Source organism: Gemmatimonas sp. (genome assembly GCF_027531815.1).
Classification (GTDB): domain Bacteria; phylum Gemmatimonadota; class Gemmatimonadetes; order Gemmatimonadales; family Gemmatimonadaceae; genus Gemmatimonas.
In genome coordinates, this window is sequence record NZ_JAPZSK010000004.1 from 1 (window position 1) to 19,652 (window position 19,652).

15 protein-coding genes are annotated in these 19,652 nt (G+C 68.8%); 7 read left to right on the top strand and 8 right to left on the bottom strand.

Annotated features, from left to right (window positions below):
* Positions 1-199: 199 nt before the first annotated feature.
* From O9271_RS03815 to O9271_RS03835, 5 genes are read left to right on the top strand one after another with little or no spacing between them, the layout of a single operon-like run.
* Positions 200-1,567 carry a TolC family protein gene (locus O9271_RS03815; RefSeq protein WP_298266287.1) on the top strand — a complete coding sequence of 456 codons (1,368 nt, stop codon included), beginning with the start codon at positions 200-202 and terminating at the stop codon, positions 1,565-1,567.
* Between the two features lie 11 nt (positions 1,568-1,578).
* Positions 1,579-2,550, top strand: coding sequence for an efflux RND transporter periplasmic adaptor subunit (locus tag O9271_RS03820; RefSeq protein WP_298266288.1), 972 nt, complete (start codon positions 1,579-1,581; stop codon positions 2,548-2,550).
* Positions 2,551-2,553: 3 nt separating this feature from the next.
* Positions 2,554-5,691: an efflux RND transporter permease subunit gene (locus O9271_RS03825; RefSeq protein ID WP_298266289.1), complete on the top strand. Its 3,138-nt coding sequence runs from the start codon at positions 2,554-2,556 to the stop codon at positions 5,689-5,691.
* 5 nt (positions 5,692-5,696) lie between these two features.
* Positions 5,697-6,839, top strand: a complete 1,143-nt coding sequence (locus O9271_RS03830) for a histidine kinase (RefSeq protein WP_298266290.1) — start codon at positions 5,697-5,699, stop codon at positions 6,837-6,839.
* A complete protein-coding gene (locus O9271_RS03835) occupies positions 6,836-7,648 on the top strand; it encodes a LytTR family DNA-binding domain-containing protein (RefSeq protein WP_298266291.1) in 813 nt (270 codons plus the stop codon). The genes O9271_RS03830 and O9271_RS03835 overlap by 4 nt, the downstream gene beginning before the upstream one ends.
* A gap of 197 nt (positions 7,649-7,845) precedes the next feature.
* On the opposite strand, the gene O9271_RS03840 is transcribed toward O9271_RS03835, so the two are convergent.
* Positions 7,846-9,447 (bottom strand): S41 family peptidase, encoded by a 1,602-nt coding sequence (locus O9271_RS03840; RefSeq protein ID WP_298266292.1) that lies wholly within the window; start codon positions 9,445-9,447, stop codon positions 7,846-7,848.
* Between the two features lie 632 nt (positions 9,448-10,079).
* A complete protein-coding gene (locus O9271_RS03845; protein WP_298266293.1) occupies positions 10,080-10,940 on the bottom strand; it encodes a replication initiator protein A in 861 nt (286 codons plus the stop codon).
* A 118-nt stretch (positions 10,941-11,058) separates the two neighbouring features.
* Here O9271_RS03845 and O9271_RS03850 point away from each other — a divergent pair, with 118 nt between their 5' ends.
* The gene (locus tag O9271_RS03850; protein WP_298266294.1) at positions 11,059-11,751 is read left to right on the top strand and encodes a hypothetical protein; all 693 of its coding nucleotides are present in this window, start codon (positions 11,059-11,061) and stop codon (positions 11,749-11,751) included.
* A gap of 180 nt (positions 11,752-11,931) precedes the next feature.
* Here the strand turns inward: O9271_RS03850 and O9271_RS03855 are convergent, their stop codons facing one another.
* The 6 genes from O9271_RS03855 to O9271_RS03880 form a co-directional block, all read right to left on the bottom strand.
* A complete protein-coding gene (locus O9271_RS03855; RefSeq protein ID WP_298266295.1) occupies positions 11,932-12,753 on the bottom strand; it encodes a peptidase E in 822 nt (273 codons plus the stop codon).
* Entirely contained in the window at positions 12,753-13,547 is a 795-nt protein-coding gene (locus O9271_RS03860) for a methionyl aminopeptidase (protein WP_298266296.1), read from the bottom strand. The genes O9271_RS03855 and O9271_RS03860 overlap by 1 nt, the downstream gene beginning before the upstream one ends.
* A gap of 209 nt (positions 13,548-13,756) precedes the next feature.
* A complete protein-coding gene (locus O9271_RS03865; protein ID WP_298266297.1) occupies positions 13,757-14,743 on the bottom strand; it encodes a threonine/serine dehydratase in 987 nt (328 codons plus the stop codon).
* 32 nt (positions 14,744-14,775) lie between these two features.
* On the bottom strand, positions 14,776-15,939 hold the full coding sequence (locus tag O9271_RS03870) for a Fic family protein (protein ID WP_298266298.1): 1,164 nt from the start codon (positions 15,937-15,939) through the stop codon (positions 14,776-14,778).
* 174 nt (positions 15,940-16,113) lie between these two features.
* On the bottom strand, positions 16,114-16,848 hold the full coding sequence (locus O9271_RS03875; RefSeq protein ID WP_298266299.1) for an SDR family oxidoreductase: 735 nt from the start codon (positions 16,846-16,848) through the stop codon (positions 16,114-16,116).
* Positions 16,849-17,017: 169 nt separating this feature from the next.
* Entirely contained in the window at positions 17,018-19,003 is a 1,986-nt protein-coding gene (locus O9271_RS03880; RefSeq protein WP_298266300.1) for an amidohydrolase family protein, read from the bottom strand.
* Between the two features lie 210 nt (positions 19,004-19,213).
* On the opposite strand from O9271_RS03880, the gene O9271_RS03885 reads away from it, so the two are divergent.
* Complete coding sequence (locus O9271_RS03885; RefSeq protein WP_298266301.1) at positions 19,214-19,606, top strand: DUF3568 family protein; 393 nt, start codon at positions 19,214-19,216, stop codon at positions 19,604-19,606.
* Positions 19,607-19,652: the final 46 nt, after the last annotated feature.

The window sequence follows — 19,652 nt, forward strand, 5'->3', positions numbered from 1 at the left end:
TCCCCTCCTTCGCGCCTCCCTCGCCGCCCGTGACGGCGAGCCCACCCTCCCATCCCGCGGTCCGCCGCCTGCCATCCCATCTTTCGCCGCGGTCGTCACCGGCCCGCTGAACGCCTGCGGCCATTGCGCCGATCATGCGGCATCCCAACCGGACCGCATGAACCGCCGAATTCTTCCAAGCCTCATTCTGACGTTGCTGATGGCCTCCCCCCTTCGCGGGCAGGCCACGGCCGCAGCCGATTCGCTCTCGCTCACCCTCGCCGACGCGCTCGCTCGGGTGTCACAGCAGGAACCGCGGCTCGCGACCGCACGCGCGCTGCGTGAGGTGGCGCGCGCTGCCCGTGGTGAGGCGCTGAGCGAGCAGCGCAATCGCTTCCTGCCAGTCGTGTCGGCGTCGTTCGGTACGCAACGGCTGGTGCAGAACCAGTTCGTCGAGATCGCCCGCCGCGCGGGGCTTCCGCCCACGCCCGTCGATCAGCTGGATCCATTCTCGCGGGTCTTCGCGGCTCCCAATACCCGCACCGCGGCCATCACGGCGGGCGTGCGTCCGTATGACGGCGGCGTGGCGTCGGCGCGCGTGGCGGCCGCGCAAGCCGGTGCCCAGGCGAGCGCCTACGCTGAGTCGCAGGTGCGTACGGCGCTCGAGGCCGACGTCATTACCCGCTATGCCGACGTGCAGCTGAGCCGCCGCCTGCGCGAGGTGGCCGATTCGGCGTTGGCGCTGGCCGAACGCACTTTGGCCGTGACTCGGCAGGCGGTGGCACAGGGGCGCACGGCGGAGTACGAGATCTGGCGCGTGGACGCCGACGTGCAGGCAGTGCGCCCCGCGCAACTCGACGCGGATCGCCAATTGCAGGTGGCCGAGCTCGCCTTGCGTCAGCTGCTCGCGCTGCCCGCGCACCTCCCCCTGCGTCTCGACTCGCCTGCCGAGCCGTGGTCGGCCGACCGCGATGCGGTCACCACCGACCCCACGAGCCCTACGTCGGTCCCAGGTGCATCCAGCGCCCGACTCGCCCTGCGCGAATTCGACGCGCGCGAACAGCAGGCGGCTGCGCAACACCGCGCCGCGTGGCGCGCCCTGTTGCCGACGCTCGACGTGACCCTGAGCCATCAGCGACTGGCTTATCCGCTGCGCAACAGCGAATGGGGCGGACCCTTCTATCAGAACACCGTGCTGGGGGTGTCGTTCACCTTGCCGCTCGATCTCACCGGCGGCTCCGTCGCCCGTATCGAAGCGGCGGCGGCCAATCACCGCCTCGCACAGGCCCAGCGGCGGGACGCCGAGCGTGTGCACGCACTCGAGCAGACCGAGCTGCAGGCACAGCTCGCGGCGAGTCGCGTGGCGTGGCAGGCGGCTGTCGCCGGTAGCGTGAGTGCGGAAAAGGCGCTGCGCGTGGCGCAGCTCCGGCACGAAGTGGGCCGCGCCTCGTTGCTCGAACTGCAGGATGCGCGCGTCGCGTGGCAGCGCGCCATGGCCACCCGGGCGCAAGCCGCACGCGATCGCACGGTCATCGAAGCGCGCGTCGCGCGTCTCGATCGCCTGCCGCTCGCTCCGATTCAACCCTGAGAGGATCATCCATGATCACGAGAAATGGTGCCACTCGCGCCACATGCCGTCTCGCGCTTCCGTTGCTCCTCGTGCCGTTGAGCGGGTGCCGCAATGCGCCACCGACCACCGCGCAGGGAGCGCGTACCGCCGTGGTGATCGACAGCGCCGTCAGCGCCGTCGCACCCTCCGATACCACGCCCATACCGGATACACAGTCTGGCGTCGCCGAACGCGCTGGCGATCCCGCCTCGGCGGCAACGATCAGCGGCACGCTCGAACCGCAGGCGCGCGCACTGCTGCGTGCCGAATTGCCGGGCGTGATTCGTACCCTGGCGGTGAAGGTCGGCGAACGCGTGGGGATGGGGCAGGTGCTGGCCACCCTCGATGTGCCGGCGGTGCGTTCGGCCATGGCCGCCGCTGAGGCGCAGGCGGTCGCGCAGGAGGCCGCGCTCCGTCAGGTCCAGCGCGAGCGTGATCGCGTGGCGCAGCTGCTGGCGGTAGGTGGGGTGAGTCTGGCCGAGATGGAAGACTGGGACAGCCGTGTGCAAGCGGCGGATGCGTCGTTGCAGGCCGCGCGGGCGCAACGCGCGACGGCGGCGGCCGACGTGGCGCGCCTTACGGTGCGCGCACCGTTCGACGGGATCGTGGAGCGACGCACGGCCACGGCAGGGTCCATGGTGCAGGTGGGGGACGAACTCGTGAGCATCATCGACCCGCGCACGCTCGAACTCGACGCCGGCGTAGCGATCGCTCAGGCGCATTGGGCCCGTCCGGGGCATCGGGTGTCGCTGCGCGTTGCCGGTTACCCCGAGGCGACGGTCGTAGCGCGCATCGTTCGGGTGGCCCCATCGCTCGATCCGGTGACGCGACAGCTGCGCATCACCATTCACGTGCCCAACGACAGCCGCCGCTTTCCGGCAGGTGCGTGGGCCGAGGGGACGCTGTGGACCGACGAGGCTGCTGTGCCGCCGCCGTCACGCATCGCGACCGGGGGGCGCTGATCCATGTGGATTTCCGACCTCGCCATTCGTCGTCCCATTGTCGCCATCGTGTCGATGCTGGTGCTGGCACTGGCGGGCCTCGTGGCGCTGCGCAGCCTCGAGACCGACGAGTGGCCCGACGTGCAGGCGCCCATGGTGACCGTCACGGTGCCGTATCCCGGCGCTACACCGTCGCAGGTGGAGCGGGAGCTGCTGCGGCCGCTAGAGGACAAGGTGCGCAGTGTGGGTGGGCTCAAGACGCTGAAGGGCACGGCGGGTGACGGGTTCGCGCTGCTCTTCGCCGAGTTCGTGTTCAGCAAGCCTACCAGCGAAGCGGTGCAGGAGGTTCGCGACGCCGTGAGCGCCGCGCGCGGCGACTTGCCGCGCGAGGTGGAAGAGCCGGTGGTGGAGCGGTTCAGCGAAACCGACCTGCCGGTCATGAGTCTCGCCGTGGGTGGCAGCGGTGACGCGCTTACCTTGGGCGCCGATGCGCGTCGCCTGGCGCGCGAACTGCGCGCGGTGCCCGGTGTGGCGCAGGTGCGCGTGATCGGCGACGCGGTGCCCGAACTGTCGGTACAGGTGTACCCGGAGGCGTTGCGCGGTACCGGCATTTCGCTGGCGCAGCTCACGCGCACGCTCGAGGCGCAGAATGTCTCGGTGCCCATCGGCCGCGTGGAGAACGCCACACGTGAGGCCACGCTGCGCTTTCAGGGGCGTCCCGACGACGCGGCGGCCTTCGCCGATTTGCCGCTGCTGTCGAGTGGCGGGCGCGTCGTGCGGGTACGTGACGTGGCCGATGTGCGCATCGCACCGGCCGAGGCCCGCTCGATCGCCCGCGTGGACGGGCAGGCGGCCGTGACGCTCGACGTGCGCAAGCGACGTGGCGTGAGTGCCACGACCGTGGCCGAAGGGCTGCGCACGCGTCTCGCCGCTGTCGAGCGGACGCTGCCGACCGGACGCACCGTGCGTATCGTGCAGGACGCGGGGAAGCGCACCGCGCTGGCCGTGTGGGACGTGCAAAAGACGTTGCTGGAGGGCGCGGCGCTTACCGTGCTCGTCGTGTTCGTCTTCCTCAACAGCTGGCGCTCCACGGTCATCACCGGACTCGCGCTGCCGGTCTCCGTGCTGGCGAGCTTCATGGCGGTCTGGGCGTTCGGCTTCAAGCTCGAAACCATGTCGCTGCTGGGGCTGTCGCTCGCCATCGGCATTCTCATCGACGACGCCATCGTGGTGCGCGAAAACATCGTGCGGCACGTGGAGATGGGGAAGGATCACGTGACGGCGTCTCGCGAAGGCACGAAGGAGATCGGCCTCGCCGTGCTCGCGACCACGGCGGCAATCGTGGTGGTGTTCCTGCCCGTGGGTTTTATGAACGGGTTGGCGGGGCAGTACTTCAAACCGTTCGCGCTCACCATTGCGTGCGCCGTGCTCGTCTCGCTGTTCGTGAGCTTCTCGCTCGATCCCATGCTGTCGGCGTATTGGCCCGATCCGCATCGGCCCATCGCGCAGCGTTCGTGGCTCAGTCGCATGCTCCATCGCTTCAACGTGTGGTTCGACAGCCTCGCCACCCGCTATCGCGACGTGATCGCGTGGGCGCTCTCGCACCGGACACTCACGCTGGGCGTGGCGGCGGCATCGCTCGTGGGGGCCGTCCTGCTGCCGGCCACGGGGGCGGTGGGCGCCGAGTTTCTCCCCGAAGATGACCGGGGTGAAATCGGCATTCTCGTGGAGGCACCGCCGGGGGCGGCGCTGCCGTACACCACCGCGCGTGCCGAAGCGGCGGCGGCGATGGCACGCCGACTCCCTGAAGTCCGCACCGTGTACACCACCGTGGGTGCTGGCGACGGTGATGTATCGCAGGCGCAGGTGATGGTGCTGCTGGTGCCGCGTGCGGCGCGCACCCGTACTGCGCGCGAAGTGGCCACGGCGCTGCGCGGTGAGGTGGCAGCGCTTGGCGGGGGCACCTACGCCGTGATGGATCTGGGGCTCAATGGCTTCCTCAAGCCCATCCAGCTGCAGGTGCGCGGCCCCGATGCGAGGTCACTGCCACAGATCGCCGCGGAGGTAGCCGCGCGGGTGCGTCGCGTGCCGGGCGCCGTGGACGTGACGCTCTCCAGTCGACCGGGTGCGCCCGCACTGGACATCCGTCTCGATCGCGCCTTCTCGGCCACCGTGGGCACCACGCCGGCCGAGGTGGCCGGGGCGATGCAGGTCGCGTTCGCCGGCGTGGAGGCCGGGCGGTGGATCGACGGCGAGGGGGACCTGCGCAAGGTGCGCGTGCGTCTCCCCGAGTCGCAGCGCCGGCAGTCGTCCGACCTGGCCGGACTGCCGCTGCAGGTGCCCGGTCCCGATGGGGCGCTGCAGGCGGTGGCGTTCGCGCAGGTCGCGACGGCTACCGCGACGACGGCGCCCACGCGCATCGAGCATGACAACGGTGCGGCGTCGGTCACCGTGACGGCGAACGTGCTGGGCCGTCCGTTGGGCGACGTGTCGGCCGGCATCGACCGTGAGCTGGCGGGCATGACGATGCCGGCGGGTGTCACGGTGGCCTACGCCGGCGATGTGGAAGACCAGCAGGAAGTCTTCGGCAACATCCTCCTGGCGCTGCTGGTGGCGGTGGTGGGGATGTACTTCGTGCTGGTGCTGCAGTTCAATTCGTGGATCGAGCCGCTCGCGATTCTCGTGTCGCTCCCGCTGTCGGCGGTGGGGGTGGTGGGGGCGTTGTGGATGGCCGGCATGACCATCAACATCATGTCGCTGATCGGGGTGATCCTGCTGTCGGGCGTCGTGGCCAAGAACGCCATTCTGCTGCTGGACTATGCCAAGCAACTGCGAGAGGGAGGCCAAACGATGCGGGATGCGCTGGTGGAGTCGGGGGCAACGCGCCTGCGGCCCATCGTGATGACCACGGTGGCGCTGGTGGCGGGCATGGTGCCGGTGGCCATCGGCAGTGGCGAGGGGGCCATGTTCCGCGCGCCATTGGGCATGGCGGTCATCGGTGGCACCATCACCAGCACGTTCCTCACGCTGCTCGTCATTCCGGTGGTGTACGCCCTGCTCGACGGCGCGCGCGCGCGGGTCCGTGGGTGGCACCGGGTGCCAACGTCGCCCGCCGACACGCGCGGGCGGACCGTGTCTCCCGCGCACGAACGGCTCGCGTGAACGGCGTGACCAGGCGGTCGTCGTCGGCGGCGGTGAGCGGCGCGAACACGCGCGCGCCCGGGCAGAGCGTGCTCGCGCGCATCTCCCGCGGCGAACTGCTGTCGCTGCTGGGGGTGGGCGTATTTGGAGAACTGCTCACCGTGGCATGGATTGCCACCGTCCTTGGCGTGGAGTCGGGGCGGGCCACCTGGGTGCACGCGATCGGGCTGGCGGCGGTGGATCTCGTGGCGCTGCTGTGGGTACCCGTGCCGCTCTTCGCATGGTACGATCGCTTTCCGCTGGAGGGCGGTCGGCGGCCTTGGAACCTGCTCGTGCGCGTCGTTGGGGCGTTGGTGATCCTGCCGGTCAGCTCGTGGACGTCGGCCGTGGCGGCCCGCTGGGCCGGTGACGCCTTCGGCATGGCGCCGACCGCGATCGAGGCCATGCTGCCCGGCTATCCCGAGCAGCTCTTCTGGGCCTCGTGCACGATCATCGGCGCCTCATTGGCGTACCTGGTGCTGCGTCGGTTGCACAACGCGCGCGACGTGGAGCAGCGCAACGCCGAGCTGCAGCGGCTGGCGCTCGAGGCGCAGCTGTCGGCGCTGGCGGCCGAGTTGCGGCCGCACTTCCTGTTCAATGCGCTGAACAATCTGGCCGAGCTGGTGCATCAGGATCCGACGCGCGCCGAGACCATGCTGCTGCACCTGTCGTCGTTGCTGCAGGCCACACTGGCCGCTGGTCGGCAGCGCACGGTATCGCTGGCGGAGGAGCTGCAGCACATGGACGACTACCTCGCCCTGCAGCAGATGCGTTTCGATGATCGGCTGCAGGTGATGCGGTCGGTGGATGCGTCGGCGCTCGCCGCGCGTGTGCCGCCCATGCTGCTGCAGCCGCTGGTGGAGAACGCGGTGGTGCATGGCATCGAAGGGCGGGTGGGGGCGTCGCTGCTGCAGGTCACGGTGCGCGCGCACCCCGGCGCATTGGAAGTGCAGGTGGATGACGACGGCCCGGGCCCTGCCGGATCTCCGCATCGCGGCACCGGCACGGGGCTGCGGAACGTGCGTGAGCGGCTGGCGGCGCTGTACGGTGAGGCGGCGGAGGCGGTCCTCAGTGAGCGGCCGGGTGGCGGCGCCCGCGTGCTGCTGCGGCTGCCGCTGGAGGTGGCATGACAACTTCCGCATTGGCACCGTTACGCACGATGGTGGTGGACGACGAATCGCTCGCGCGGCAGCGGCTCAAGCGCCTGTTGTTGCAGGACGCACGGGTCCACGTGGTGGGGGAAGCGGCCGACGTGCCCACGGCGCGCGCGCTGGTGCCGCAGCTCACACCGTCGCTGCTCTTCCTCGACGTGAGTATGCCGGGGGAAGACGGGTTTGCGCTGCTGCAGGATCTGCCACCGGAGCAGCGTCCCTTCGTGGTGTTCGTCACGGCCCATGCCGACGCGGCGGTGCGCGCCTTCGATGCGCGCGCCACCGACTTTCTGGTCAAGCCCGTGCGGGCCGAGCGGCTGGCGGAGTCGGTGACACGGGCGCTCGAAGCCGTGGCGGCGCGCACGCCGGCACAATCGGTATTCGACGAGGAGGTTCGCGCGGAGCTGGCGCGTCTCGTGCGCGGGCTGGCCGGCGGCAGCATAGGGGGCGGCCTCGAGGCGACCGCCCCGCTGGCGCACTTCGCCGTGACCGTGGGGCGTCGCACGCGCTTCGTGAAGCTGGAGGAGATCGACTGGTTCGAAGCGGATGGCAACTACGTGCGGCTGCACGTGGGGCGCGAGCAGCATCTCGTGCGCATGACCATGCAGAAGCTCGAAAAGAGCCTGGACGCGCGGCGCTTCGTGCGTGTGCACCGGTCGTTCGTGGTACCGCTGGACCGCGTGCGCGAACTGGTGCAGCTGGGGTCGGGGGAGTACGAGCTGCGCCTGACCACCGAGGCCACCTTGCCGGTCATGCGCACGTACCGGGACCGGCTGCCGCTAGGGTAGGCGGGGGGGGAGGGGAGACGCGGTGGAGGGGAGGCGCGGGGAAAACAGTTGAGCAGTTGAGCAGTTGGGGTCAGAGCTGTGCTCTGACCCCAGCTCTGACCCCAGCTCTGACCCCAGCTCTGACCCCAGCTCTGACCCCAGCTCTGACCCCAGCTCTGACCCCAGCTCTGACCCCAGCTCTGACCCCAGGTCACAGGTCAGTTGCGACGCGCCACCCCGGGCTTGCTCGCCGGCTCCGACGCGGCCACGGTGAACAGATCCTTCTGCGTTGTGCCCTTGCGCATGATCTCCATGGCGCGGCGCAGCTGGTTGTCGTCCTTTAAGTTGCGGCGGCGCACGAGCGTGTCACCGAAGGCAATCTTCGCCACGCGATCCTCGAGGAACCGGTCGATGTCGTTGGCGCCGGCGTCCCACACGGCCTTGTCGATCTTCACCGTGTCGGCCTGCAGGCGACGGTACACCTCCTCACGCCACGCCGGGTCCACCGCGAAGTCGGGCTTCACCTTCCCCTTCTGCAGCTCCGCCACCGCCGCCGCGTGCGCCTGGTACTTGGCGTAGTGCGGCAGCAGCGCGCGCCGCAGCGCCTGCTCGGCGGTGCTCAGCGTGTCCGGCTGCACGATGATGTCCGGCGTGATGGCGCCACCGCCGTACACCGTGCGTCCCGCCGCGCTCTTGAACACCGGGCGCGCCTTGCGCACCGAGTCGGTCTCCATGCTGTCGGGGAGCACCTCAAGGAACTGGCCGTCGGCGTTGAGCTTGCGCTCCTTCTGAATGCTGCGGCCACTCGGCGTGTACCACTTGCCCGTGGTGATCTTGAGCGCGTAGCCGCCGTCGAGGTTGTAGACGCTCTGCACGAGCCCCTTGCCGAAGCTGGTCGTGCCCAGCACGAGGGCGCGGTCGTAGTCCTGCAGCGCGCCGGCGACGATCTCCGAGGCCGACGCCGAGCCGCCGTCGACCAGCACCGTGAGCGGCACGTCGGGAGCGAGCGGGTCCTGCTGCGACACGAACTTCTGGAACTCGCCGCGGCCGCGCACCGAGAGCAGCTCCTTGCCACGCGGCAGGAAGAGGTTGGACATGCTGAACGCTTCCTCGAGGATACCCCCGGGGTTGCCGCGCAGGTCGATGATGAACCCCTTCGCGCCGCGCTTGCTGAGCGCCATGACCGCGTTGGCGATGTCCTCGGTGGTCTGCTCGGAGAAGCGCTCCAGCGGGATGTAGCCGGTGCGCTCGTCGATCATCATGCTGTAGCGCACCGCGGGCACGTGGATCTCGGCACGCTTGAAGCTCAGCTTGACCGGCTGCGCCACGCCCACGCGCAGGAACTGCACGGTGACCGGCGTGCCGATGGGCCCCAGCAGCTTGTTCTGCACCTGCTGCGTGTTGAAGCCGCGCGCGCTGGTGGTGTCCACCACGGCAATCTTGTCCCCTTCCAGCACGCCGCCCTGCTCGGCCGGCGAGCCCGGGAAGACTTTGTTCACCGTGACGTAGTCGCCCACCTTCACGATCTCCATGCCGATGCCGGCATAGCGACCGTTGGTGTTGCGCGAGAACTCCTCGAGCTGCTTGGGGGTGAAGAGCTCGGTATAGGGATCCTTGAGCTCGTTCACGAGACCCCGGGCAGCCTTCTCATACAGCTGCTGGGCGTCGAGCGTGTCCACGTAGCGCAGGGCCACGAAGGTCAGCACCTGGTCGAGGAGCTGGGCACCGCCTCGCGTGGAGCGCGCCTGCAGGGCGAAGCCCGAGGCGAGCAGGGGAACGAGCACGATGCTGGCCAGTGCGGCCTTGCGGGTACGGGTCATGCGGGTCTCGCGAAAAGGGGACCAGAAAAGGTACTGCAAGACATACGCGCCAGGACCCCGGGCGTTCCGCGGGAGATCGGGGATCGGACGGTCGGACCCTCCGGACCGTCCGATAGTCCGACCGTCCGATGTCGGATTGGATGCCGGAGGTCGGAATCCGGATCCGGGTCGGAAATCGGAGGTCGGAGGTGCGGGGGCTACCCTACACCAGCGGGGCCCCGCGCGCCCGGGAAAGCCACTTCCGACCTCGGACCTCCGACAACAGTCGGGACTCCGACCTCCCGCATGTAATCCGACCTCCGACATCCGGACCGTCCGATAGTCCGACCGTCCGATGTCCCGATGTCGGATTGGATGCCGGAGGTCGGAATCCGGATCCGGGTCGGAAATCGGAAGTCGGAGGTGCGGGGGCCAGTGCACCGCGGTCGGGGTTGGGGCCGGCGGCTGCCCTCCACGGTCTGTCGCCCCCACCGTCGGCGGGGGCCTCACGCACCCGGGAAAACCACCTCCGACCTCGGACCTCCGACAGCAGTCCCGACTCCGATATCGGGCATTCAATCCGACCTCGGACCTCCGACATCCGGACAGTCCGACCGTCCGACCATCCGACCAACCGGACACGACGCCCCAGCCTATCCCTCTTCCCGCGGCCGCGATCCCAACACGTAGTCCACGTGCCACTGCCGGTCGTACTGCCGAATGGCGATGTCGCGCACCAGCCCGGCCGACAGCAGCATCTCGTGCGCCGGCTGCAGCACCCGCTGGAGGTGGCTGGGGTAGCGCTGGGTCAGGGGCATCTGCTCGGCCAGCCGCTCCAGCGAGACGCGCCACGAGAGGCGGCCGTCGGCGCGGGCCACCTCGAGAATGCGGTACAGCCGGCGCGCCACCGGGCTCGACAGCGCATGGTACCGGCTGGCCGACAGGGTCACCACGTGCCGGGCGGCGAGGTTGGCGCGCAGGGTGGCCGAGAGCGTGACGCGGGCGTCGCCGGGCTCGCCGGCGGCCAGGTTGCCGAACAGGTGCAGCTGCTCGCGGTCGGCCACCCGCCGCCGCTGCACGCTCACGGTGCTGAGCACGGTGAAGCTGAGGTCGGCCGTGCCCGACGGCGCCGACCAGTAGGCGCCCTCGGTGCTCTCGAGGGTGGTACGCTCGAGGCGGGTGAGCGCGGCGCGCAGCTGTTCGTAGGTCCGCCCGTCGGCGCGGCGCCCCATGCTGCGCAGGAAGGCGTGCAGCGTGAAGGTGATGGCGCCATCAGCTGGCGATCCCCCCTCGTGGTAGCGGTGCAGCAGCTCCACGTACACGTCCTGATCGAAGGTGCCGGGGAGCCGGTCGCCGGGGGCGGGGATGACACGCCACCGCCCGCCATTCTCGGTGGTGAACGAGACGGGCGCATCGTCGGCACTGTCGCTGAGCCGGAAGAGGGGGAGTTCCTCGAGCGACCGATCGAGAACCACCCCCCGCACGGCCGGACGCCTGCGGGCGGCGAGAGTCATCGCGCACAACTTGGCGGACCAGAGGGCGTTTGCGCCAGCCACCCCCCGGGCCGCGCCTCCACACGGTCGCGCCGGGGCGCCCTTCCCGGGATTCGGCTCCGCTCGCACATTCGGCGCCATGAAAAAGGAGCTCTGGCTGCGCCTTCGCGCCTACCACTTCACGAATCTCGTCCCCCCCGACCTCTGGAACCATGTCGCGAAGGTGTTCGGCGGCGGGGACGCGTCCACGCGCGCCTTTGCCAGCAAGATCGCGCGCAAGCATGCGTGGTCCACGCGCTTCGCCATGCGCGCCATCGAGGAGTACCGCAAGTTCGTGTTTCTTGGCGTGACGGGCGACACGGTCGTGACCCCCTCGAAGGTGATCGACACCGTGTGGCACGAGCACGTGCTGTTCACCAAGGCGTATCGCGAATTCTGCCGCGATGTCCTGCAGCGCGAGTTCGATCATCACCCCGAACTCGTGCCCTCCGACGCGCAGACGGCGGTGTACGCCCAGCAGTACGACGCCACGCTGGCGCGCTACGAGGTGGAGTTTCGTGTGCCCCCGCCGGCGGAGTTTTGGGGGACGCCGAAGTTCCCGCGTGAGAAGGACGCCGCGCGTGAGCCCCACCCCACCCACGTTGCCGACGGCGGGGACGTGCCCCTCTATCTCCATTTCGACGGACACGGGGACACCCCAGGCTACCACGACATGCCCGAGTTCTCTGGCGGCGGATTCAGCGGCGGCGGTGGCGGCGACAGCTGGGGGAGCGACGGCAGCGGTGGCGACGGCGGCGGATCGGGGTGCTCGTCAGGGTGCGGCGGGGACTGACGACAGCGCGTGCTCGCGTGGAGTGAGCGGCGCGGGATGCGCGGTCAGAGCCGGAGTTCATTTGGAGATGGTGACAGTTGAGCTGGCTCGGAGCGTCGTCCTCAACTCTCACGGCGAGAACCCTCATGCTCACCGCCATCCAGGCTCAACTCTCATCCGCTCCGCCTCAACTCTCCCATCTCAAATCTGTTCCGGCTCGAGCACCTTTTCCGTCGCGCGCCCGTTCACGCGGTCCACGTAGTAGCACTTCGCGCCCGCGCGCGCCGACACGACGCGCTTGAGTGTCGTCTCCTCGAAGTACAGCCCCGCGTCGTTGTCGCAGGCGTAGCCCGGCTTCATCTCGCCGTTGCCGATGAGCTTCTGGTAGAGCGGCCGGCGCCCGGGTTCGGCGTCGTAGTGCGGCGAGTGGCTGCCGGGGAGAAAGCCCAGGCACTTCACGATGGAGAGCACCTTGGGGCGCGAGTCGGTGGTGCCCTCGTCGAACCAGCAGAGCGAGCCCGCGCTGGCGCCGCCCAGTACGATGCCGCGGTCCCACGCCTGACGCAGGATCACGTCGATCCCTTGCGCCTTCCAGATGGCCTGCTGATTGAGCGTGTTGCCGCCGCTCACCACGATGCCGTCGGCGCTCAGCAGGACTTCATCCCAGTCCTGCAGCTGTGAGGTGCTGGCAATGAAGCTGCGCTGCACGAACGGTTCCACGTTGAGCGGCGCGCAGCTCTGGTAGAAGCTGATGATCCCCTGCTCGCTGTCGGCGCTGGCAGTGGGCAGATACAGGATGCGCGGCCGCGCCTTGCCGCTGAGCTGCGCCATGAGGCCGATGAACTTCGTGCGGAAGCCGCCGCCGGCGATGAGGATTTTGCGCGTGGCGCGTGCGGAGCTGTCGGTCATGGCGCCGGTCGAGTCGGACATGGGGGCCGTGGAGGGGAGGGCGTGGAGCGTGTGCGGCAGGGCCGCCGCGGCGGCGAGGGTGGAGCCGGTGGCAACGAAATCGCGTCGATTCATCACGGGTCCTCGGGAGGGGAGTCGGGGTCCATCTCGTCACCATCGGCGGCTTGATCGGCGTACAGCGACTCGGCCAGCAGGTGCCACTGCCGAACCGTGCGCGCCTGCCAGACCGGGTCGTGCCGCTGCGCCTCGAGTCCGGCGTCACCGCCGGCGTTGGCGCGCAACTGCTCCACGAACGGCTTGGCATCGCTGGGGATGAGCGTGTCCTCGTGCAGGCCGCTGAACACGTGCACACCGCCGTCTTCCAGCACGTAGGCGCAAATGTACTCCGCGGGCGCGATGGCGTGCGTGAGATCGGGCTCATGCACGAACAGGGTGCGTCCCGTCAACTGGTCGGTGAGGGTGGCGCCCACCCCCGCCTCGACCGTCTCCACCTCCCAGATGCCCAGCGTCATGGCCAACCCGGCCGTCACGAGGGAACGCTCATCGTCGGGGCGGCGGGCGCCGGCGTCGTCGAGCCAGGCGGCGGCGATCGGACGGCCGAGCGTGGGGGGCACGTACGAGAACATCGCCCACCCGGTGTAGATGTCGGCCTCGAGGTCACTCGGCTCTTCCTCGGGGCTCAGCCCCCAGGCGTCGAGCGCGGCGTCGGTCCATTCGGGGCCCAGCTTCTTGGTGGCCCAGTCGAGCACATCCTGCCCCACCCGCTTCTGCCGCTGCAGCAGCAGCTCGGCACGCTGCCACTCCGCGCGCGACGCGGTGGGGAGCGCGGCCACCTCCGGGGGCATGGCGGCGCCGTGGCACTTCTTGAACTTCTTGCCGGAGCCGCAGGGGCAGGGGTCGTTACGCATGGGGGGAGGCGCGGAGTAAAGGGAGGCGCGGGGGAAAAGCCTGTCGGGGAGCACGGAGTCACGGGGGGCACGGAGAACTGCCACGAACCATACACGGGCAAGCCCCGGGCAACGTGCTGAATTAGCACCTCGACGGTTGCCAGTGCTCCGTGTCTCCGCGCCTCCGTGCCTCCCCCGAGCGGTTCGACCCGCCTCGACGCTCCCAACGATCAGTCGGCGAGGTACCCGCAGAAGCTCGCCGCGTCCACATTGCCGCCGCACACCACCACGCCCACCTGCTTGCCCGCGAGTCGGTCGCGCAGCGGCCCCAGCACGGCAGCGAGTGATGCCGCACCGGCGGGTTCGGTGACCAGCTTGGCGCTGCGGTAGAGCAGCCGCATGGCATCGCGGATCTGCTCGTCGCTCACCAGCACCACGTCGTCCACATACGCCTGGTTGAGCGCAAACGAGTACGGTTCACAGCGCGGGGCGCCGAGTGAGTCGGCGATGGTGCGCACCTTGTCGATGGATTGCGGGGCGCCGGCGGCGAAGCTGCGGTGCATGGTGTCGGCCCCCTCCGGTTCCACCACGTACACCTTGGTATCCGGCGCGAGGAGTTTCACCGCACACGCCACGCCACCCGTGAGGCCACCACCGCCAGCGGCCACCACTACGGCATCGAGCTCTATGCCGTTGGCGCGGGTTTGCTCGATGAATTCCATCCCCACCGTGGCCGTACCGAGCGCGGTGAGCGGCCCTTCGTAGGGGTGCACGAAGGTGCGCCCTTCGTCGCGTTCGATCGCGCGCGCGGTTTCGAACGCCTCGTGCACGTTGTCCACCAGCACCACCTCGGCGCCCAGCTCCTCGCACAACATGATGCGGTACGGGTTGGCCGTGCGCGGCATCACCACCTTGGCGGTGCTGTGCAGTTGGCGCGCGCTGTAGGCCAGCGAGATGGCGTGATTGCCCGCCGACACCCCCGTGACGCCACGCGCGAGCTGCTCGGGGGTGAGGCTCATCATGACGGTGAGTGCGCCGCGCGGCTTGAAGCTCCCCGTGCGCTGGAACAGCTCCTCCTTGAGCCACACGTCGGTGCCCGGCGCCAGGCGGGCCTGCAGCGGGTCGTCGCGCCACCGACGCACGCAGGTGGTTTCGACGCGGTCACCCAACCGGTGACGGGCGGCGCGGATGGCGGGGAGGGTGGGGAATGCGTGCATGGAGGGGAGAGTGGAGGTGCCTGCTCCGCAAGCTACAACGGCGTCGTGCCTTCGCTGAGGATGCGGACATACTCGACGTAACTGAACAGGCGATCGCGCTTCCGGCCGGTGAGTTCGGTGACGATGCCGAGCCCGCGCAACTGCTCGAGCATGCGGTTCACGGTTGGCATGCTCACCCCGCTCCGCGCTGCCAGGGTGGGGGCGCTCGCGATGGGGCGTTCGCGGAGCGCATCGAACACGCGCAGCAGGGAGTTGGCCGTGCGTCCGCCCGAGGCGACACGCTCTCGGTCCTGGGCAAACAGACACACGAGTCGTTGTGCGGTGTCGACGGCGGCGCCGGCTGTTTCGCGTACGCCGTCGGCAAAGAACCCGATCCATGCTTCCCAGTCCCCCGTTTCCCGCACGGCGGTGAGATGCGCGTAGTACTCCGCCCGGTGCTCCTTGAAGTACAAGGAGAGGTACAGCATGGGATCCTTCAGCACCCCCTCGGCACAGAGCATGAGCGTGATGAGCAGACGCCCCACACGCCCGTTGCCGTCGAGGAACGGGTGGATGGTTTCGAACTGCACGTGCACCAGTGCCGCCTTGAGTACCGGCGACGTGCGCACCGGGTCGTCGTGGATGAACCGTTCCAGCGCGGTCATGCACGGCGCGATCTCGTGCGGAGGCGGCGGAACGAAGGCCGCATTTCCTGGCCGTGTGCCGCCTATCCAGTTCTGCGATCGCCGGAATTCCCCGGGCAGCTTGTCGGCACCGCGCCCGCTGTTGAGCAGATGACCGTGGATCCCCCGGAGCAGGCGGCCAGAAATCGGAAATCCGCGGCGAACCTCCTCCATGCCCCACTCCAGCGCCGCGACGTAGTTCGACACCTCGGTGACGTCATCGAGCGGCACCCCCGGGGACTCATCCGCTTCGAAGGTCAGCAGGTCCGAAAGCGATGACTGCGTCCCCTCGATCTGCGAGGAGAGGACCGCCTCTTTGCGGACATACGTATAGAGGAAGAGCTTGGTATCTGGAAGCAGAATCGTGACACTATCAAGCCTTCCTAAGGCCAATAGCGCGTCATCAAGCCTATTTCTGAGCTCATCATCGATGTGCAGCGGTGGCTCCGGTGGGAGCGGCGCCGGGACAAAGGCCCGAACCGGTTCTCCGGACGCCGTTTCCGTCCGCCAGCTGCCAGTTGCTCCCCGCCGCATCCGAGTCCTCCGCTAATTAAACTTTCGACGATTGCTTAATTAACGGAGAACGGTAATTGCGAACTGTAATCAGCGCAATCCGCTAATTAAGAAAACGACAGATATTTAATTAGCAGCTCTCCGTGCCCTCCGCCATTCCCCGCGCCTCCTCTCCTCCGCGCCTCCTGCTCGCCGCTAGGCGAGCACCAGCACCTGCCCCGACACGTTCCGCGCCAACGGGCTCGCCAGAAACGCCACCACATCCGCCACGCTCTCCCGCTCCACGTAGTCGGCCTTCTCTCCCATGTCGGCCACGTTGGTGGCGGTACGTATGGCCGTGGGCGCCACGGCATTCGCGCGCACCCCATGCGCCTTTTCGTCCAGCGCCACGGTGCGCATGAGACTCAGCACCCCGCTCTTGGCCGCGGCGTAGGCCGCCATCCCCTTGGGGCTGCCGCCCGGCGTGGCGGCCACACTGCCGAAGTACACGAAGCTCCCCTTGGCCGCGCGTACACTGGGCAGAAAAGCGCGCGTGGTGGCGAACGCCGTCTCGAGGTTGATGGTGAACTGCTTCGCCCACCCCTCGGGGTCGCTTTCGTCGAGTGCGCCCGTCATGCCGAAGCCGCCGGCCACGCACACCACGGCGTGCACGCGGCCCACGTGCGTGTCCTTGTGCGCCCACGACACCTCGGCCGCCACGCGCTGTGCGTCACCCGCATCGGCCAGGTTGGCGGTATGCGAGCTCACGTGCGCCGCGCCGAGTGACGTGAGCGTGGCGGTGCGCTGCGGGTCCTGCTCGTTGAGGTCGATGAGTGCCAGCGAGGCGCCGCGCTGCGCGAAGCCGCGCGCGACGGCTTCGCCGACCTGCCCCTCACGGCCCACTCCGGTGATGACGATGAGCTGATCGCGGAAGCTGAGGTCGGTGGACATGAGGCGTGAGACGTGAGAGGGGAGGGAAACGCGTGAACACGGAGCGCACCGAGGGGGGTGAGGGCACAGAGAACTGCACATGCCACAATGGAAACTACGCTGTTCTCCAGGCCCTCACCCTCCTCGGCGATCTCCGTATGAGCGCGTTCCGCCCCCGCTCCGGGCCGCCTCAGTGCGGATGATAGAAGCGCGGATCCTCCTCGCCGTGCGCGCTTGCCGCGCCGATACTCCCCAGCTGCATCACGATGCGCTTGAGCTTCGCGGCGTCGTACAGGCGGCCACCGCGCATCACGGTCTCGAGCTTCGACAGGTCGCTCAGTCGCTCCAGCGGATTGCCGTTCACCAGCAGCACGTCGGCCACCTTCCCCTCGGCCACACTACCGTAATCGCGCGCGTCGTTCATCACCCGCGCCGATTCGATGGTGGCCATCTGCAGAATCTTCGCGCGCGGAATGCCCGCCGCCTCGAACATCTGCAGTTCACGCGGATAGGTGGCGCTGCGGGCTTCGTCGGTGCCGGGCACCATCTGAATGCCCAGGTCGTGCATGCGCCGAATGAGCGTCACGTACGCGGAATCACTCTTGAGTCGCGCGGCGTTGTCGGTGATGCCCATGTTGCCGATCCAGATGCTGAAGGTACCGTCTACCACGGTGTTCTTCGCCTTGAGCATTTCCAGCAGCTTCGTCATGGGCGCGCCGTTCACGTCGAAGGTGGGCGACACCGCGAACGCCACGCTGCTGTAGGCGCGCATCTGCGGCACGTACAGCGAATCCTGGAAGAAGTTGGAGAAGAAGAACGCGCCGTGCTGGATCTCGTCGTAGCCGAGGGCGATGGCGGCTTCCATGCTCATGCCGCGTGGGATGTGCCCGCTGAGTCGCATGCCGCGCTTCTTCGCTTCGCTGGCGATGGTGGGGAGCAAGTCGGGGTGCACCACGTTGTACACCTTGATCTGCTTGTAGCCCAGCGAGTCGTAACGGGCCACCCATTCGCGCGCCTGCGCTTCGGTGCTCACGAGTGACCCCGACGGGCCACGCCACTTGAGCGGCCCCTCCATGAAACCGGCGAGAATGTAGCGCGGCGCGGCGAGTGCGCCCTTCTTTTCGCTGTCACGCAGCATGACCGCGAGATCGGGGTCGCTGGCCAGGTCGCGCGCGGTGGTGAGCCCCTGACTCAGCTGCGCCACGCCGAACGGGGCGGCGAAGAGATGCGCGTGCATCTCCCACATGCCCGGCATGATGGTCTTACCGGTGGCATCGATGACGGTGGCGCCATCGGGCGTGGCCACGCTTGCCGCGGGCCCCACGCTGATAATGCGATCGTTGCGCGTGACCACGGTGGTGTTGGGGACCATCACGCCCTTGTCGGCGTCGAACAGATTGCCGTTGCGGAACACCACCGTGCCCTTGTGCGGTGTGGTGACCTTGTCGGCCAGTCTCCTTGCCTCGGCCATGCGCCACCGCAGTTCGATGGTGCGCATGGCGGGCATGAACGGCACGGCGCGCGGCTGCACCGTCATGAACCACTGCACTTCGGTGGCGAACAGCTGGCCGCGTTCGTCGAGCCAGGTGCCGGTGGGGAGGGCGCTGCTGTCGGTGGTGACCATCACCAGGCGCACGCGTTGGGTGGCGCCGTTGGCGCGCAGCAGCGTATCGGCCACGATGTTCGCGCGCATGGTGCTATTGCCGTTCACCCTGGCCGAGCGGGTGGGGCGGGCGATGAGCGCGCGTGCCAGCGCCGCCTGCTCCCACGGCGTGCCACCGCGCAGGCGCACGAATTCGGTGGCGGTGCGCGCGATGGTGCGCGTCATGCCGAGCGATGTGAAGCGCAGCGAGTCACCGGTGAGCGCGATGGACTCGTTCACCGGCCCCGTGCTGCCATCGGCGAGGACGGGGCGCGCCTCGGCACTCACCGGGAGCCCGTTGGTGCCCATGGCGTAGCGCGCTTCGGTGCGGGTGCCGCGCTGGCGGTCGGTGTACACCCAGCGGGCGGTGGCCGAGTCCCCGCGGCTGGTGACCACGAGCTCCCCGGCATCGGTGCCGTGGTTGAGGACGAGCCAGCGTTGCGTGGCGGGTTGGGCGTGAGCAGACGCGGCGAAGATGGCCAGCGCGGCTAAAGTGTTCGAAGAGTGCGCGGCAGAGCGGAGGGGACGATTCATTGGGTAATCGGGCGCGGGGGAGGGAAGGCGCGGGTACCCGGAGATTCTACCGCTCAGCCCGTGGGCCCGTAGGTATGCGCCGGATATCCGTCAGTTCATGGAAACAGGGAGCACGCAACGATGATGGGTGTACCCCCACATCACTCCGTGCCTCTCACCACCCTCGGTGATCTCTGTGCGCACGCGTTCCCTCACGTCCCCAACAAACCCATGTCCGCTCGTCGCGCAGCCTTATCCCTCGCCCTCGCTGCCGCCGCGCTCAGCAGCAGCGGCTGTTTCCTCGTAGCGGCTGGTGCCGGCGCCGGGGCTGCCGCGGCCTACGACAAGCGCGGCGCCAACGCGCAGCTGGCTGGCACGGTGAACGCCAACTTCGACAAGGCCGTGGCCGCGTTCGGGGCGAACAGCGTGAGCGAGACCGGTCGAGGCACCGAGAAGCGCGGCGACGTGCGCATTCTGAACGGCATGAAGGGGGAGCTCGAGGTCACCGTGCGACTCGAGCGGGTGAGCGAGAGCGTGACGTCTGTGGAAGTGATCGCCAAGAAGAACGTGGTAGAGTACGACCGCTCGTTCGCGAAGCAGGTGTTGGACGCGGTCGCGAAGTAATCGCTATCTTCAATGTGTCGCCCACCAGCAGCCTTGGTTGCTGGCC

What these genes read in the sequence shown, in the direction of transcription:
- O9271_RS03815 (WP_298266287.1), top strand. Translation starts at nt 200, where the DNA reads ATGGCCTCCCCCCTTCGCGGGCAGGCCACGGCCGCAGCCGATTCGCTC.
- O9271_RS03820 (WP_298266288.1), top strand. Translation starts at nt 1,579, where the DNA reads ATGATCACGAGAAATGGTGCCACTCGCGCCACATGCCGTCTCGCGCTT.
- O9271_RS03825 (WP_298266289.1), top strand. Translation starts at nt 2,554, where the DNA reads ATGTGGATTTCCGACCTCGCCATTCGTCGTCCCATTGTCGCCATCGTG.
- O9271_RS03835 (WP_298266291.1), top strand. Translation starts at nt 6,836, where the DNA reads ATGACAACTTCCGCATTGGCACCGTTACGCACGATGGTGGTGGACGAC.
- O9271_RS03840 (WP_298266292.1), bottom strand. Translation starts at nt 9,447, where the DNA reads ATGACCCGTACCCGCAAGGCCGCACTGGCCAGCATCGTGCTCGTTCCC.
- O9271_RS03845 (WP_298266293.1), bottom strand. Translation starts at nt 10,940, where the DNA reads ATGACTCTCGCCGCCCGCAGGCGTCCGGCCGTGCGGGGGGTGGTTCTC.
- O9271_RS03850 (WP_298266294.1), top strand. Translation starts at nt 11,059, where the DNA reads ATGAAAAAGGAGCTCTGGCTGCGCCTTCGCGCCTACCACTTCACGAAT.
- O9271_RS03855 (WP_298266295.1), bottom strand. Translation starts at nt 12,753, where the DNA reads ATGAATCGACGCGATTTCGTTGCCACCGGCTCCACCCTCGCCGCCGCG.
- O9271_RS03860 (WP_298266296.1), bottom strand. Translation starts at nt 13,547, where the DNA reads ATGCGTAACGACCCCTGCCCCTGCGGCTCCGGCAAGAAGTTCAAGAAG.
- O9271_RS03865 (WP_298266297.1), bottom strand. Translation starts at nt 14,743, where the DNA reads ATGCACGCATTCCCCACCCTCCCCGCCATCCGCGCCGCCCGTCACCGG.
- O9271_RS03870 (WP_298266298.1), bottom strand. Translation starts at nt 15,939, where the DNA reads ATGCGGCGGGGAGCAACTGGCAGCTGGCGGACGGAAACGGCGTCCGGA.
- O9271_RS03875 (WP_298266299.1), bottom strand. Translation starts at nt 16,848, where the DNA reads ATGTCCACCGACCTCAGCTTCCGCGATCAGCTCATCGTCATCACCGGA.
- O9271_RS03880 (WP_298266300.1), bottom strand. Translation starts at nt 19,003, where the DNA reads ATGAATCGTCCCCTCCGCTCTGCCGCGCACTCTTCGAACACTTTAGCC.
- O9271_RS03885 (WP_298266301.1), top strand. Translation starts at nt 19,214, where the DNA reads ATGTCCGCTCGTCGCGCAGCCTTATCCCTCGCCCTCGCTGCCGCCGCG.